Source organism: Rhodopseudomonas palustris, assembly GCF_013415845.1.
In the GTDB taxonomy this organism is placed as follows: Bacteria; Pseudomonadota; Alphaproteobacteria; order Rhizobiales; family Xanthobacteraceae; genus Rhodopseudomonas; species Rhodopseudomonas palustris_F.
Genome location: NZ_CP058907.1, coordinates 3644370 through 3659309, shown reverse-complemented (window position 1 = coordinate 3659309; position 14940 = coordinate 3644370). Strand labels below are relative to the sequence as shown.

Sequence of the window (14940 nt, the reverse complement as noted above, 5' to 3'; positions counted from 1 at the left end):
CGGGATTGGCTAAGAGTCTCCGCATCTCATCATGGTTTGACGGCTGGCATGATTGCCCGTCGGGCATCAGACAAACGGCTCATCGAACCCGTTGCTGAAGCGGGCGTCTGGTCTGTCCTTTGGCTTGCGGGGTAAGCCTGAACGACCCGAGGAGGGACGCCGACGGAGCCGTACACCTCGGCGGATGCGTCGACCTGCAGCGGGCGTCGGGCGCGGCAATCGCGACGACTCGCTTGGTCGATCGCGCCTCACTTGTGATGAGATCGATCATGAGCGCGCTGCCGATCTGGAGGCGGTGGACGACCTGCCGCCATTTGTGAGCGAGGGCCGAAGTCGGTATCAGTTCGGACATCGCCGAACAGTCTGATAGACAGGTCAGCAGGCAATAGCTTGGAAGGGCAGCATGGTCCCGGGGCTCAACAAATTGCGTGTCGCGATCGGCTCGTCGGCGGCGATCGGCCTACGGGCGCTGGCGAAACTGCCCTACGGCCCGCAGCTCATTCGCGCCGCGGCGAGCCGCCCCGGAATCGAGCGCTGGTTGCGAGCGCTATTGTGCGTTTATCAGCCGTTTCCAGACATCGACACGGCGACCAGGTATATCCGGCGGTTCATTCCGGCCGGTCACGAGCACTCCGATGTGGTGAGCCAGCTCAAGCAGTTCGCGGACGTCACCCGAGAGAGCGATTATCCGGTCTTGTTCTATTTGTCCGGCTACGCGCCTGGCCTGTCGACGGTGTTCGATCTCGGCGGGGGGATCGGGAATCTGTTCTATCCCTACGACCGCGAGTTGCGGCTGCCTGCGACGCTGCGCTGGATGGTGCACGATCTGCCCGACAAGGAAGAAATCGTGCTGCAGTTCGCCAAATCACGCAACGAACAGCGGGTCGGGTTTTCGCGGCGGATGGAAGATGCCTCCGGGGTCGATCTGTTTATCGTCTCCGGGGCGCTGCATTATTTCGAAGACGAGCTTGCGGTGATCCTAGGCCGGCTTCCCGAATTGCCGCGCCTTGTGGTCGTCAACCGGACGCCATTCTCTCAGACGGATCCGATCGTGACCACGCAAGTGGGCGACGGCTATGTGCATGCCTGCAAGCTCCACAGCCTGGCGGGCACGATCGCAGGCATGGAAGCCATTGGATATCGGTTCGTGGCGAAATGGCCGGTGCACGAGCGCGCAAGCCGCGTGCCGCTGCGGCCGGACCTGAATGATACGTACTGGGGTCTGTTCTTCGTGCTCGACGCCGACCGCCGGCAAACGGCAGCTTCCCGATAATTCGCCGTGTCTGCCGGCCTGGGTCCGCTGGACCTCGATCGTTGATCGCGTATCGCGTGCGACGTCCGTGACGTCTTGGTGACCGTCGAACGATTCGACGTAGCATGCATCTGTTCTGAATAATTAGTCGGGGCCGTGGTTACGTTGACATATATGTCAACGCACCTCGTCGAAATAACTGATGATACCGCTCGGCCTGCGAGCGAAGTGTTCTTTTACCAGCTTTTTCCCGGATCGGTTAACCGTTGACTAATCAGTTTGTTGCCCGTCGCCTCCAAAAGGTGTTCGATCCTCGCTCCGGGCGTGGGCGGTGAACGGCCCGCATCTGGTTCATAGAGGGGTGAGCCATGCTCCAACGATTGCTTTATTTCATTGCCGGCGTCGACCGGGAGCTGATCGCCCGCTGCCCGCCGACTGACCGTATCTGGGCGATGCAGATTGGTTTTTCGCTCTGCCTGTCGTTCCTGGTGGTGTTCGGCGTCTCCTACTACGCGCTCGGCTATATCGTCGGCTCGACCCCGCTGCGAGCCTCGATTGCGGTGGTGATCGCACTCACCGTGATGATGTTCGACCGCGCGCTGTTTCAGTCGGACTGGTTCGTGCAAGGCGCGTTCTGGCTGGACGACGATCAGTCGAAGAAGGTCGGGGAGGGGCTAAGGCGCTCGGTGTGGCAGTTCGTCCGCATCACGGCGCGTCTCGCCATCTCGCTCGGGCTGGCCTGGGTCATCGCTCTGTTTCTCGAGCTTGCGCTGTTCTCCGATGCGATTTCCCAGAAGATCGATCGCGACCGTGTTGCCGGCAATCGCCCGATCTACGAGCAGATCGACAAATACGCATCGGGGCTCGATCGCGAGATCGCGGAAAGCCGCGCCCAACTGACCGCCATCGAGCAGCATCAGCGTGAGTTGCTGGCGCAGGCACCGCTTCCCTCCGACACCCCAACCGCTGCGGACCCCGAGGTGGACCGCGAGTTGAAGTCGCTGGCCGAACGCGAAGCTACCGTCCGCGGCGAGGTCCGAGAGCTGGAAGCGACGATCAGGGATCAGTCGCTCGATATGAGCGCGGAGCAGTTCGGCGAGAAGCTGCGCCCGACCAATAGCGGGCGGGCCGGCGCCGGGCGGCGCTATGAACTCGCCAAGAAGCAGAAGGAAGCCGCCGAGATGCTGCTGCAGTCGCGCCAGGCGGAGCTGTCCGACATCGTCGCGCGACGCGAGCGGGTTAAGAACGACGCGGCGGCACGGATGGCGGCGGACCTCGCGCAACGCGACGATCAGAAGCAGGACTTCGCCGCCAAACGCGCGGCGATCCAGAAGCAGGTCGACACCGCGCGCGCGAACCTGCAACTGCTGGAAAGCCAGCGCGAGGCCAAGGTTCAGCGTTATCGCGAGCGCACGCTGGAAGGCTCGTTCGTCCAGCAAAGGAAGGACAGCAATGATCCGCTGGTTCGGCTGACGGCGTATCAGGCCTTGAAGAGCGATCCGCAGGAAGGCCAGGCGATCACCCTGTTCTCCTGGATGATCCGGCTGTTCGTGGTGTTTCTCGAGATCGTGCCGGTGGTCACCAAGATCTTCTTCTCGCCGCCGAGCATGTACGCGATCAACGTCCAGTCGCAGATCAAGTCTGCGCGGGTCGCTGCTCGGTCGATGACGTGGAAGCTGGCGGAGGATGAGCCGGAGCGCGAGCGGGTGATCCCGGAAGCTGTCGCACCGGTCGAGCCAGCTCATGCGGACGATCGGGTGACTCCGATATTCCCGAGGTTCGAGCCGCCTGAAGCGGCCCGAGCTCCATCGAATCCCACGGCAAGACGGCGATGGGGACTGCCGTTACGGAAGGCGAAGGAAGCGTATCCGGCGCCCACCAATGACCAGGCGATCATCGCGACGATCCCGGTGCCCGCAGAGAGCAGCGACAAGGTCGAGGCTCGGCTTGCCGATGAGGTTTCGGCTGAGCCTGTGGCTCCGGTGCACAGGGAGCCAGTGGTGGAGGAAGCCGTCCCCGCCAGCCAGCCCGAGGAGGGCGAGCGCTTGGTGGTGGTGTACAATGGCGGAGGCATGCGTGACGTCGGTCCCGGCTCGCACGCCCCGGCAGAGACCGAGCTCGTGGCGCCGCGTCGCGCCTGACAGCGATCATGATAGTTACGCCACTGGCCGAGTCTCTCGATCTGGTCGAGGTCGCATCTTCGGGTTGAGCGTGGTGCGATCTCGCCAAGAGACGTGGGATAGAGGCTTGTGGCGTTCCTGGCCCCTGCGGCGGTGAGGCTGCAAGTGGAAGGGGGCGGCCGTCCCGGGGGAGGCGTGTTGACTCGACAATTCGTTGCAACCACAAAGAGATCGTAATCAGAGTTGGGTGTCTTCGATGAACGCTGTCGGGAAGTCTGCGAACGATCCTCGGTGTGTCCCCTTGATCATGTGCGGCGGCGCCGGGACGCGGCTGTGGCCGGCATCGCGGGAGGTGCGGCCGAAGCAGTTTCTGCCGCTGTTCGGGCCGCGCTCGACGTTCCAGGAGACGCTGCTGCGGGTCTCGGACCCGGCGCTGTTCGGCCGGCCGATCATCATCACCAACGCCGCCTACCGCTTCATGGTGCGGGACCAGCTGGCCGAGATCGGGGTCGAGGCCGACGTCCTGCTCGAGCCAGCGCGTCGCGACTCCGGTCCCGCGATCGTGGCGGGTGCAGTGTTCGCCGAGCAGCGTGAGCCGGGAGCGACCGTGCTGGCGCTGGCGGCCGATCACGTGGTGCGCGACAAGGACGCATTCATCGCGGCCTGCCGCGACGGACTGGCGGGCGTCGCCGAGGGGCGGATCGTGACCTTCGGGGTGAAGCCGGAACGTCCGGCGACCGAGTACGGCTACATTTCTCCCGGCGACGCGATTGTCGGCAAGGTCCGCAACGTCGCCAAGTTCGTCGAGAAGCCGGACCTCGCCACCGCCGAGGGCTATGTCGCGGCGGGCTATCTGTGGAACAGCGGCAACTTCATGTTTCCGGCGGCGGCGTTGCTCGAGGAGTACAATGCGGTCGATCCCGACAGCGTGGCGACTATCACCGAGGCGGTGACGTCGGCCGGCCGCGATCTCGGCTTCGTGACACTGCCTGAAGCCTCGTTCGGCAAAGCCAAGCCGATTTCGATTGATTACGCCGTGATGGAGAAGACCAAACGCGCTGCCGTGGTGCCGGTCGACTGCGGCTGGTCGGACGTCGGCTCCTGGCGCGCGGTGTGGGAGCTGACGGCCAAGGACGGCGGCGGGAATGCCGCGCAAGGCCCTGCAGTATTTGAAGATTCCCGCAACTGTCACGTGTCCAGCGACCACACCCTGGTCGCGCTCGAAGGCGTCGACGATCTGGTGGTGGTCGCGACCCAGGACGCCGTGCTGGTGTCCCGGCAGAAGGACGGCAACGGACTGAAGCGGCTGGTCGCCAAGGTCAAGACCGTGGCGCCGGAGGTCACAGACCACCACGCCCAGGTCCACCGCCCGTGGGGCTCCTACCGTTCGCTGGATTCCGGCGACCGGCATCAGGTCAAGCGCATTATCGTCAAGCCGGGCGAGCGGCTATCGCTGCAGAAGCATCACCACCGCTCCGAGCATTGGATCGTGGTGCGCGGCACCGCGCAGGTGACGGTGGACGAACTGATCAAGATCATCCACGAGAACGAGTCGATCTACATTCCGATCGGGGCCACCCACCGGCTGGAAAACCCCGGCAAGATCACGCTCGAGCTGATCGAAGTGCAGACCGGCAGCTATCTGGGCGAAGACGACATCATTCGGTTCGACGACGACTATCGTCGTTCGTAAGACGATCGCTGTCCCCGCCGCACCCTTCCTTTTGCGAAAGAGCGCCATGTTTCCGACGCCGCAGCCGCTTCTGACGGCCAACACCTACGCCTACGAATCCGAGCCGATGGTGAAGCCCACCGGTTTTCGCGAGTACGACGCGCGCTGGCTGTTCGGCCAGGAGATCAACCTGATGGGCGTGCAGGCGCTGGGCATGGGACTCGGCACGCTGATCGCCGAGCTTGGCCGGCCGCAGGAGATCGTCACCGGGCATGACTTCCGCAGCTATTCCGCCTCGATCAAATACGCGCTGATCGCCGGCCTGATGGCGTCGGGTTGCAAGGTCCACGACATCGGGCTCGCGGTCACGCCGATGGCGTATTTCGCGCAGTTCGAGCTCGACGTGCCGTGCGTCGCGATGGTCACCGCCTCGCACAACGACAACGGCTGGACCGGCGTCAAGATGGGCGCCAATCGGCCGCTCACCTTCGGCCCCGACGAGATGAACCGGCTGAAGGAGATCGTGCTCGGCGCGGCGTTCAAGCAGGGCGCTGGCTCTTATGTGTTTCATCCGAACTTCCCGGCCCGCTACATCGCCGACCTCACCAAGCACGCCAAGCTGAAGCGTAAGCTCAAGGTGGTGGTCGCCTGCGGCAACGGCACCGCCGGCGCGTTCGCGCCGCAGGTGATGGAAGCGATCGGCTGCGAGGTGATCCCGCTCGACACCGAGCTCGATCACACCTTCCCGAAGTACAATCCCAATCCCGAAGACATGGAGATGCTGCACGCGATCCGCGACGCGGTGCTGCAGCATAAGGCCGATCTCGGGCTCGGCTTCGATGGCGACGGCGACCGCTGCGGCGTGGTCGACGACACCGGCGAGGAGATCTTCGCCGACAAGGTCGGGGTGATGCTGGCGCGCGACATGTCGGCGATCCATCCGAACGCGCGCTTCGTCGTCGACGTCAAATCGACCGGCCTGTTCGCGACCGACCCGGTGCTGCAACAGCAGGGCGCCCAGACCGAATACTGGAAGACCGGCCACTCCTACATGAAGCGGCGCACCAACGAGCTGAACGCGCTCGCGGGCTTCGAGAAGTCCGGCCACTTCTTCTTCAACGCCCCGCTCGGCCGCGGCTATGACGACGGCTTGGTGTCGGCGATCGCGATCTGCGAGATGCTCGACCGCGCACCCGGCAAGTCGATGTCGGATCTGAAGAACGCACTGCCGAAGACATGGTCGTCGCCGACGATGTCGCCGCATTGCGCCGACGAGGTGAAGTACCGGGTGATCGATCAGGTGGTGAAGCACTTCGAAGCCGCCAAGACCAATGGCGACCTCGTCGCCGGCCAGCCGATCCGCGATCTTGTCACCGTCAACGGCGTCCGCATCACCTGCGAAGACGGCAGCTGGGGCCTGGTCCGCGCCTCCTCCAACAAACCCGAGCTGGTGGTTGTGGTCGAAAGCCCGGTGTCGGAGCAGCGGATGCACGACATGTTCGAAGCGGTGAACGTCGTACTGCGCCAGCATCCCGAAGTCGGCGCCTATAACCAGACGATCTGAGCTCTATCGCCTGGCAAGGCAGGGCACGGACAGTGCCGACGGCGCTGAACGCATAGAGGGATGTCTGCAGAGTTCAGAAAGCTGCGTGCGACAGGGCACGTGGCGCATGTCAGTCGCCGCCGAGGCCTATGAGGAGGCCGTTGCCGGAGCCAGAGCCACCAGCGAGCCGAGGCCTCTAACATATCCGACACGGTCGGCGGGGGTGGGCTGCCACCAATCAGAGATCAGCTGCTCGCGCCCTTTATAGTGGGTGGCAAGATCGGCGAACGGGCGCTCATTCAGCGGGATCACGGATTCCAGCTTGTAGATCGACCGTGTGCCCTCCTGTGCATCGAGCTCATCGCTGAAGCGCTGGATTTCCAGCCCGCGATAGTTGGGCATCATGTGAAGAAAGCCCAAATGAGCCAGCCGACTGAGCTGCAGGAGTTCGATCACTGACAGGTCGACACGGATGTAGCCTTCGGCCGGTGCCATCATCTCGACGCCTTGCGCCTGGCCTTTTGAACAGCAGGCTTCACCGATGGCGTCAGCCAATATTGAGAGCTGAAGATGGAAGCGCTCGATGTCTTTTGCTTTGAGATGGGGGCCGTGATTGAACAGCCCTTTGATTTCGGCGATCGCCCCGGCCACGCCTTCGGGTGTCGCTCTCGCGGCCATCTCGTAGTGACGAGCGATTCCCCGGACGATCTGCCGAACGGCTTCGTCCATGCCCCTGACTCGCCCATGCTGGTAGTATGCTCTAGCCGACGACCAGCATGCCCATAGGAAAGCGGTCAGAAGGCCGACAATTATCAGCAGAACGATCATTCCAGCCCCCGCTTGAATGCGTCTTGAAGCGATTTCCTCAGTTCAACCCCACAGTAGATTAGCTCGTCTTGGTTAATTCAATCGTAACGTGATACCAGGTCGATCAATCGATCGGCACCTACTTGAGTGCGCGCCGGACGAGCGGAGTGACAGGGGTTGGGTAAATTCGGTGTCCATCGTAGCCCGCTTAGTCTGATCTACAGGGGCAGGCGAATCTGAGTTTTGAAGAGCGAAAGCTGCTGGGATAGGACGTGCTGGCTCAGGGCGGTCTCGTGTCGGCTTCGATCGGTGGTGCCGTCGAGCCCGTAGTAATACGTGTCCGCTGTTGCCGGAAAATGGCCGCGTGATAATCCAAGCGTGTGCTGAAGAGTAGCGGTCCAAGTTGCGTGTGCGATCGAGCGACTGGATCGGTAGCGGGTTGAACATCGCCCTCACCACGTCGATTAGCCGCGCGTTGAAGAGGTTGTGCGCTCGTCACTGTTCGGCTTCGCTCCGCATGTACTCACCGAAGTGGGAAATCAGCGCCGCCACGGACGCGAGGATGAGATTGATCGGGGCCGCCGAGGCAGCCAGCGCACGTCGCGGCGCGGATGGCGCAGACTGCGGACGAGCAACTGCCCGCGCTTGGCGCAGCGGACCGGAAGCGGCGACTGGATCCTCAGCGGCAGGAGAGGCGAGCGTGCCGTCCTGCGCTGATCGGATTGCGGCCGGCCCGGCCGAGCATTCCCGCGTTCAGGAATGTGGCCGGTAAAGCGCCACCGCTGCTCAGAGGTTCCGCGCGTGCTTAGGTCAGCCTTGATCGTGTTGGGGTTGGAATAGTTGAGGGGAGCGCATAGCTCCAGTGTACGATCGGACGCTTGGGGAACATCTGGTTCCTGACAGGATGGGCGGACGCCGCAACATGCCATCGCCGGGAATGGTGGCATCCAGCCGGACCGATGATCTCGCTAGAGCCAATGAGCGCGCACGCCCGCACTGTGCGGAGATAATAAGCCCCCAATATTGGGAAGCCGCGTACTGTGGCGGGGGGGATGGCAATATCATGCAAGGTCAAGTGCATGGCCAATTCGTCGATTGCTGATCAGAGCTTCTGATAGACGCCCATTGAAGACGTAGGCTGCAAATGTCTGACGAACTGTCGCTGGCAGTAAAGCGGCTGCTGTTTCGGGGGGGACTGCCGATCTCAGATCAGCGGGCTTTGTTCGGAGTGGCCCCGACGCTGCGGCAAGCCAGCAAAGGTGATTGCTTGATCGAAGGGGGCGCACCGTTTTCGTCCCTCGTCATTCTTTGCAGCGGGATGGCGCGAAAGGTGCGCAGATTTTCCGACGGAATGGAGCAGATTGTCGCCGTATTCGTCGAAGGTGACGCCTTGAACGCCGGCGAAGTGGTGTTCCGCCAATCCCGAAATTCGGTCTATGCCCTCACGCCGGCGTCCTATGTGTCCATTCCAGCCGGAAAGCTGAACGATCTGATCACGATCCGGCCCGCGATCACGCGAGCGCTTTGGTTGGAGACGGCGGTCCATGCTGCAATCCAGCAGGAATGGATGATCTGGCTCGGGCTGCGCGCAGCCCGGCCTCGACTTGCGCATTTTCTGTGTGAGTTGTCCTACCGCTTGCGACTGGCGGGACGCGATTTGAACTCTGAAGTTGAGTTTCCGTTGACCCAGAACGATCTCGCGGATGCCCTTGGGATGTCGACCGTGCACGTCAATCGAAGCCTGCAGGTGTTGAGAGGGCAGGGGCTGATCGAGCTGACCCGTAGCCGCCTGATCATCCTGGATAGAGACGGGCTTTACTCGGTTGCCGAATTCGACCCGCAGTACCTCGAAGGACACAAGATCGACAACTGAGGAGTGCCCGGATGCCCCGTTTCTTCTTCAACTACACGTCTGGCGGCGCGACCTACACGGACGACGTTGGGACGGAGTTTCCGTCGCTCGAAGCGGCCTATCTCGACGCATATGAGAGCGTGTTGGAGATTGCTTTCGAAAAACTTCGAATGCGGCAGGATCCAGCGACCGATGCTTTCGAGATCACCGACCACAGTCATGACGTGCTCATTCAGGTGCCGTTTTCCGAAGTGCTGCGCCCTGCGGCCGACGCGCGCAGCTCGCCGACCCGGCGCCAGACTCGGATGATCCTGGAGAATTGTTGCCGTGAAATGGCGCGCGGCGCGAAGTTGAAAGACGAGCTTAGTGCCGAACTGTCGAAAACAAGAGAGATCTTCGCTGCGATTCGTGCGAAGCTGCCCTAGTCTTAGTGCGCCTATCGACCGGGAGTGGGGGGCTTCGCGGTGTGTTGTGTGAAGTCCCCTGAACGGAGTCGCTTATCCGCTGCGCGCTTCATTCGCCGGCATCTGCATGCTCCATCGCAATCCTTCGGGAGCGAGGTCGACGTCCACCTTCGCGTTGAGTGAGCGCGTGACCATCTGCTTTGTGACGAAGTGACCGAAGCCTTTGCGGTCGCTCGGCTTGACCGGCGGACCATCCTGTTCTCTCCATTCCAGTCGGAAGGACTCGGGGGACGTTTCGCCCTCGTCGAAGCTCCAGCTAACGACCACCTTGCCGCCCGGCACCGATAGTGAACCGTATTTGGATGCATTGGTCGCAAGCTCGTGCAGCGCGAGCCCGATCGTCTGGATGGTGGCACCGGCCATCGTCACGGGCGGGCCGACCAACTCGAGTCGGGTGGAGTCGCCACCGATAAACGGCGCCAGCTGCGCTTCGATCAGTTTCTCCAGTGAAACGCCCTTCCACTCCTGGTCGACGAGCAGCGCGTTGGCTTGCGCCAGCGCCAGCAGTCGCGCGCCGAATTGCTGTTCGAATGTTTCCAACGATGCGCTGTTACGCACTGTCTGTCGTGCTATCGCGAGAATGACCGCAAAGACGTTGTTGGTGCGATGCTGGAGCTCCCCCATCAAGACTTGAAGGTGGTCGTGCTGCTGCTTCTGCTCTGTGATGTTGCTGAACGTGATCACGACTCCCGAGATGACGTTGGCGACCGTGCGGTAGGGCCTGATCCGCATGATATAGGTCGCGCTCTCGTCCTTGAGATCGAGCTGGCTTTCCACGACACCGAGGGTGCGTTGTACGGTCCTGACGTCTTCGCACAGCTTGTCGTAGGACAGCAGGGAGGTGATCTCCGTCACCGGCCGGCCGCGGTCGCCATCGCGCAGCGAAAACACTTCGCGCGCCGCCGGCGTGAAGTTTCGGACCGTGAGATCGTCGTCGAGAAAGATGGTGGCGATCTGCGTGTTGTCGAGCAGGTTCTGAAGATCGTTGTTGGCCTGCAGCAGCAGCTCGTTCTTGCCGTGAAGCTCGCTGTTGATGGTCTGCAGTTCCTCGTTGACCGACTGCATCTCCTCCTTGGCGGTCTCGAGCTCCTCGTTGGACGATTGAAGCTCCTCGTTGACCGACTGGAACTCCTCGGTCACCGATTTCATATTTTCGATCTGGCTTTCCAGTTCCTCGCTGGTCGCCCGATGTTGGATCTGTAAGGCGCGAAATTCCTGCTGAATCGCCTCGAGCTCGCGCCGGTTCGCCGGCGATATCTCGGTCTCTTGCGGCAGGTCGGTTGTATGAGGGCTGGTTCGGAAGGCGACTACTACCAAGCTCGGCGGATGTCCGACCTCGATAATCGGTTCGACGACGAGGTCGACCGGCGGCTTGCCTTCGAGTCTCAGGTTTTCTTCTTCAACCGCGCGCCCCGACGAGAAGGCGGTCTCGACAGCGCGACGGACCTGCGTTCTGAGGCTTCTGGCCAGATTGGCGAACAGGTCGAGGCTGGCGTTGCCTTCCGAAGGCTCGAGATAGCGCCCGGTCTCGCCGCCGGAGAACCGGACGATGTTGTGGTTGCGATCGATAATGAAATAAGCCGGAGAGTGCTTCGCCATGACGCGGCGCGCGCTCTTGTCGATTTGGTCTTCGATCCGGTTGGCCGGCAATTGGGGAGATGAAATGGTCCCTGCCTGCGGCACGAAGTGCGGCAGCGCGGCTCTGGCGCCGTCACGGCGTTGCAGGATGCGCTGCTTCTTATCGACGATGCTGAACAATCCTGTTTCGCGGCTGATGCTTTCGGACGGACCGATGAACAGATAGCCGCCGGGCCGCAGTGCATAATGGAACGTCTGCATCACCCGGTGCTGAAAATCGTTCTCCATATAGATCAGGACGTTGCGGCATGTAATCAGGTCGATCCTGGAGAACGGAGGATCTCTGACCAGATTGTGCTCGGAGAAAACGCACATCTCCCGGATGACATGAGTCGGAACGTAGTCGTCGCCGTCTTTCACGAACCAGCGTTGAAGCCGCTCCTGCGATAGGCCGTCAATTCGGCGGAACCGCGCGGCGCGGGCGAACGCGACGGCCTGCGGATCGATATCGGTGGCGAAGATGGTGACCGCGGCCTCGTGTTGATGGGAGCCGAGCAGTTCCTGCAGCATGATCGCAATCGAATATGCTTCTTCGCCGGTGGCGCAGCCTGCCACCCAGACCCGGATCGGATCGTCCGCATCTCGCCCGGTGAACAGCGACGGCAGGAAATTGGCCTTCAGGGAGTCGAATGCGTCTTCGTCACGGAAGAACTGGGTGACGCCGATCAGCAGCTCGCGAAACAGAGCGTCGCCTTCGGAAGGCTCCTTGCGCAGATGCTCTGCATAAGCGGTGACCGACTCGATCTGAAGAACCTGCATCCGGCGCTGAATTCGGCGGATGAGGGTGTTTTGCTTGTAGCCGCTGAAATCGTGCTTGAGCCGTCTGCGCAGCACCGCCGTAATGGCGCTCAAGCTGCCGCGGACGTCCTCGCGTGCGCCATCTGCCCCTTTCTGCTCCTCGACCTTGGTCAGATAGGCTTGATGCTCGAGCAATTTGGTCGGCAGGCTCTCGACCGAGGCGACGCGATCGACCAGTCCCGTGGCCGCGGCACTGCTCGGCATTCCCGTCATTGCGGTATCGTCGAACTCCGCCTGCGCCAGCGTAAACCCGCCATGCTCCTTGATGGCCTTGATGCCGAGCGACCCGTCGCTGCCGACACCCGACAGGATGATGCCGACTGCGCAATCCTCCTGGCTCTCTGCGAGCGACGCGAAGAATGTGTCGATCGGACGACGATATTCCCGCGCGGGCGAGGGCGTCGCAACGCGTAGAACGTCTCCCTCGAGAGACAGCGTTGCATTGGGCGGGATCACATAAATCTGGTTGGGCGCCAGGGGATCGTGGTCCTGCGCCTCGACCACCGGCATGGCCGAATGCGGCCGCAACAGCTCGACCAGCAGACTCTTGTGATCGGGATCGAGGTGCTGAACCAGCACGAACGCCATACCGGTGTCGGCCGGCATATTGTCAAAGAACGTCTTGAAAGCGGCGAGCCCGCCCGCCGAGGCACCAATGCCGACCACCAGGGAAGGCGGGCGCCGACGGGGCGAAACCATAGACGCACCGGTCTCTTGGCCTGACTTCCCAACGCTCATTCCTACCGTCTCCAGGCTCTCAATGGCCGCAACCGACTGATCGCTCTTACAATACAGCGTTTTGTGGTCGCACTGGGCCGAATTCGGTTTCACCAGTCTAATTGCAGGACGGGCCATTCTGGTTGTGCGGCTATACGACGCGTGGCACGTAAAACCAAAACAAGGTGCCCATTCAGCCAAAGCGAATGGCAAATCGGACGTCTCCGGTGCGGTTCAGATCATCACCGGTTGCCCACATTTGTTAGTGCAGGCCATTCTGGGGTCTGATTAGTTACCAAAGGCATCCGGGAGAGGTTGGCAATGGCTGACAAAGCAGGAGCTGGCTTTCTTGCTTGCCACGAGTGCGGCCAGACTCTTTTGTTTGTGGCCGAGATCCCGGACCTGGGTCTGTGTCCCCACAGTGGTATCTTCAAGTGCATGGCCTGCGCACGAATTGTCGTCGTGAAGAACGAAGCGCTGTCGAAGCAGGCTGGCCTGCTCGCTGACAGCGGCTCGTTCGACCCCATCGACCAGCGCTGATGGTCACGAACTTTCGACCGCGATGCTTGGCGACGCATAAATTCTCACTAGACCGCCGCGGCTGAAGTGGAGTCGGGAATAACGGCGGGTTCAATGGAAATGCGCATTCCACGCTGGTCGAGGCGCGTCCGCGCCAGAGTGGCACTGATCGCCTGCTGTTGCGGGCCGGCAGCCTGGAGTCGCAAACGCGTCGCTTATGTCCTGACTGCGGGAGGAATGTATGCGTCAACCCGCCATATCGATGCCCGTCTTGCCGCCAGTGTTGGCGTGTTGCGATTGCCGGCATCTTCTTTCACACGAATGCGCGAGTTGCGAGCGCAAGCGAAAGCTCGGAAATGCCGTGGACGATCCAATGCGTTCAAGCGCGCTTCTGCGTTGGTTGGAAGGCCCGTTGCGCCCCCAATATGATCGGAAAGGCGACGATGTCAGATCTTGAAGAGACTGCGGAGGTGCGTGTTCGGGTCTGTGAGGTGTGCGGCAATCAGATGACGTATCTGGGCAGCGCGCCGAGGCGACATGCGCACGCGGCGCGCAGGATATTCCGCTGTTATTACTGCAACAACGTGGTTTCCGAGGAATGGTCGTAACGGCCCCGCGCTACGCCGGCTGGTCGTTGCGGCGAGCGGTGCGGGCGATCAGCGTTTCCAAGATGGCGCGTCGTAACGCGTCCTGGAGGTGTGGGCTGGATCAGGCCGCGCCGGTGAGCCGCAGGATCGCCTGCACGACGAACTGGCTCGATTGGGCGATGAACTGCGTGGCGATGCCGATGCCGGCCAGCGGCAGGATGAAGATCAGCCCGAGCAGGATCAGCATGCCGTAGGGCTCCACGCGGGCCAGCGGATGGGCCAGCACCCGCGGCAGGATGCCCACGGCGATCCTGCCGCCGTCGAGTGGCGGGATCGGTAGCAGGTTGAAAATCGCCAGCACGACGTTGATCAGCAGCGCGTTGACGAGGTTCTGCGCCAGCCACTGGCCGGCTTCGCCCGGCACGTAACCGACGACGTGAAACGCCAGCGCCGCAAGGGCTGCGAGAACGAGATTGATCGCGGGACCAGCAGCGGCGACCAGCACCATGTCGCGGCGTGGATTGCGCAGATTGCGGAAGTTCACCGGTACCGGCTTAGCGTAGCCGAACAGGAACGGCGACTGGATCACCAGCAACAGCAGCGGCAGCAGCACCGTGCCGAACGGATCGATGTGCTTGATCGGGTTGAAGCTGACCCGGCCGAGCATCCAGGCGGTGTTGTCACCGCACAGCTTGGCCACATAGGCATGCGCGGCTTCGTGGAACGTGATCGCGATCAGGAGCGGCAGCGCCCAGACCGAGATCACCACCATCATGTTGGACAACGAGCCTGTCATGTCGATCCACCCGGGGTTGGGATCGATCGGGAAGCCGAAGATCCGAAGCGGGAACCAGCGAGATATAGAAGCCGCGCCAGCGTGGCGCCAGCGCCGGGACGGCCTCAGGAGAGATCATGGATGAGAAGTAATGCGAGCCGACCGGCGGCGGCTGCGTTCACTGTCTTTTAACCAT

The 14940-nt window shown here is 62.1% G+C and carries 10 protein-coding genes; 7 read left to right on the top strand and 3 right to left on the bottom strand.

Annotated elements, in window-relative coordinates; all coding sequences use genetic code 11:
* Positions 1–403: 403 nt before the first annotated feature.
* The 4 genes from HZF03_RS16720 to HZF03_RS16705 all read left to right on the top strand — a co-directional run bounded on the left by HZF03_RS16720 (position 404) and on the right by HZF03_RS16705 (position 6608).
* Entirely contained in the window at positions 404–1273 is an 870-nt protein-coding gene (locus HZF03_RS16720; protein WP_119019993.1) for a TIGR04325 family methyltransferase, read from the top strand.
* A gap of 347 nt (positions 1274–1620) precedes the next feature.
* Positions 1621–3393 (top strand): DUF4407 domain-containing protein, encoded by a 1773-nt coding sequence (locus tag HZF03_RS16715; RefSeq protein WP_119019994.1) that lies wholly within the window; start codon positions 1621–1623, stop codon positions 3391–3393.
* Between the two features lie 235 nt (positions 3394–3628).
* Positions 3629–5065, top strand: a complete 1437-nt coding sequence (locus HZF03_RS16710; protein ID WP_119019995.1) for a mannose-1-phosphate guanylyltransferase/mannose-6-phosphate isomerase — start codon at positions 3629–3631, stop codon at positions 5063–5065.
* Between the two features lie 46 nt (positions 5066–5111).
* On the top strand, positions 5112–6608 hold the full coding sequence (locus HZF03_RS16705; protein ID WP_179906180.1) for a phosphomannomutase/phosphoglucomutase: 1497 nt from the start codon (positions 5112–5114) through the stop codon (positions 6606–6608).
* A gap of 126 nt (positions 6609–6734) precedes the next feature.
* Here the strand turns inward: HZF03_RS16705 and HZF03_RS16700 are convergent, their stop codons facing one another.
* Positions 6735–7316, bottom strand: coding sequence for a hypothetical protein (locus tag HZF03_RS16700; protein WP_234832331.1), 582 nt, complete (start codon positions 7314–7316; stop codon positions 6735–6737).
* Positions 7317–8538: 1222 nt separating this feature from the next.
* Here HZF03_RS16700 and HZF03_RS16695 point away from each other — a divergent pair.
* Both HZF03_RS16695 and HZF03_RS16690 read left to right on the top strand, forming a co-directional pair.
* Positions 8539–9267: a Crp/Fnr family transcriptional regulator gene (locus HZF03_RS16695; protein ID WP_119019799.1), complete on the top strand. Its 729-nt coding sequence runs from the start codon at positions 8539–8541 to the stop codon at positions 9265–9267.
* An 11-nt stretch (positions 9268–9278) separates the two neighbouring features.
* On the top strand, positions 9279–9671 hold the full coding sequence (locus HZF03_RS16690; protein WP_119019798.1) for a DUF6894 family protein: 393 nt from the start codon (positions 9279–9281) through the stop codon (positions 9669–9671).
* A 72-nt stretch (positions 9672–9743) separates the two neighbouring features.
* Here the strand turns inward: HZF03_RS16690 and HZF03_RS16685 are convergent, their stop codons facing one another.
* Positions 9744–12884: a chemotaxis protein CheB gene (locus HZF03_RS16685; RefSeq protein ID WP_119019797.1), complete on the bottom strand. Its 3141-nt coding sequence runs from the start codon at positions 12882–12884 to the stop codon at positions 9744–9746.
* A gap of 300 nt (positions 12885–13184) precedes the next feature.
* Between HZF03_RS16685 and HZF03_RS16680 the strand changes: the two genes are divergently transcribed.
* On the top strand, positions 13185–13403 hold the full coding sequence (locus HZF03_RS16680; protein ID WP_119019796.1) for a hypothetical protein: 219 nt from the start codon (positions 13185–13187) through the stop codon (positions 13401–13403).
* 687 nt (positions 13404–14090) lie between these two features.
* On the opposite strand, the gene HZF03_RS16675 is transcribed toward HZF03_RS16680, so the two are convergent.
* Positions 14091–14765 carry a site-2 protease family protein gene (locus tag HZF03_RS16675; RefSeq protein WP_011158857.1) on the bottom strand — a complete coding sequence of 225 codons (675 nt, stop codon included), beginning with the start codon at positions 14763–14765 and terminating at the stop codon, positions 14091–14093.
* Positions 14766–14940: the final 175 nt, after the last annotated feature.

Excerpts from the sequence above, each read along its gene's own strand:
- HZF03_RS16720 (WP_119019993.1), top strand. The coding sequence starts at position 404 with ATGGTCCCGGGGCTCAACAAATTGCGTGTCGCGATCGGCTCGTCGGCG.
- HZF03_RS16715 (WP_119019994.1), top strand. The coding sequence starts at position 1,621 with ATGCTCCAACGATTGCTTTATTTCATTGCCGGCGTCGACCGGGAGCTG.
- HZF03_RS16710 (WP_119019995.1), top strand. The coding sequence starts at position 3,629 with ATGAACGCTGTCGGGAAGTCTGCGAACGATCCTCGGTGTGTCCCCTTG.
- HZF03_RS16705 (WP_179906180.1), top strand. The coding sequence starts at position 5,112 with ATGTTTCCGACGCCGCAGCCGCTTCTGACGGCCAACACCTACGCCTAC.
- HZF03_RS16700 (WP_234832331.1), bottom strand. The coding sequence starts at position 7,316 with ATGGACGAAGCCGTTCGGCAGATCGTCCGGGGAATCGCTCGTCACTAC.
- HZF03_RS16695 (WP_119019799.1), top strand. The coding sequence starts at position 8,539 with ATGTCTGACGAACTGTCGCTGGCAGTAAAGCGGCTGCTGTTTCGGGGG.
- HZF03_RS16690 (WP_119019798.1), top strand. The coding sequence starts at position 9,279 with ATGCCCCGTTTCTTCTTCAACTACACGTCTGGCGGCGCGACCTACACG.
- HZF03_RS16685 (WP_119019797.1), bottom strand. The coding sequence starts at position 12,884 with ATGAGCGTTGGGAAGTCAGGCCAAGAGACCGGTGCGTCTATGGTTTCG.
- HZF03_RS16680 (WP_119019796.1), top strand. The coding sequence starts at position 13,185 with ATGGCTGACAAAGCAGGAGCTGGCTTTCTTGCTTGCCACGAGTGCGGC.
- HZF03_RS16675 (WP_011158857.1), bottom strand. The coding sequence starts at position 14,765 with ATGACAGGCTCGTTGTCCAACATGATGGTGGTGATCTCGGTCTGGGCG.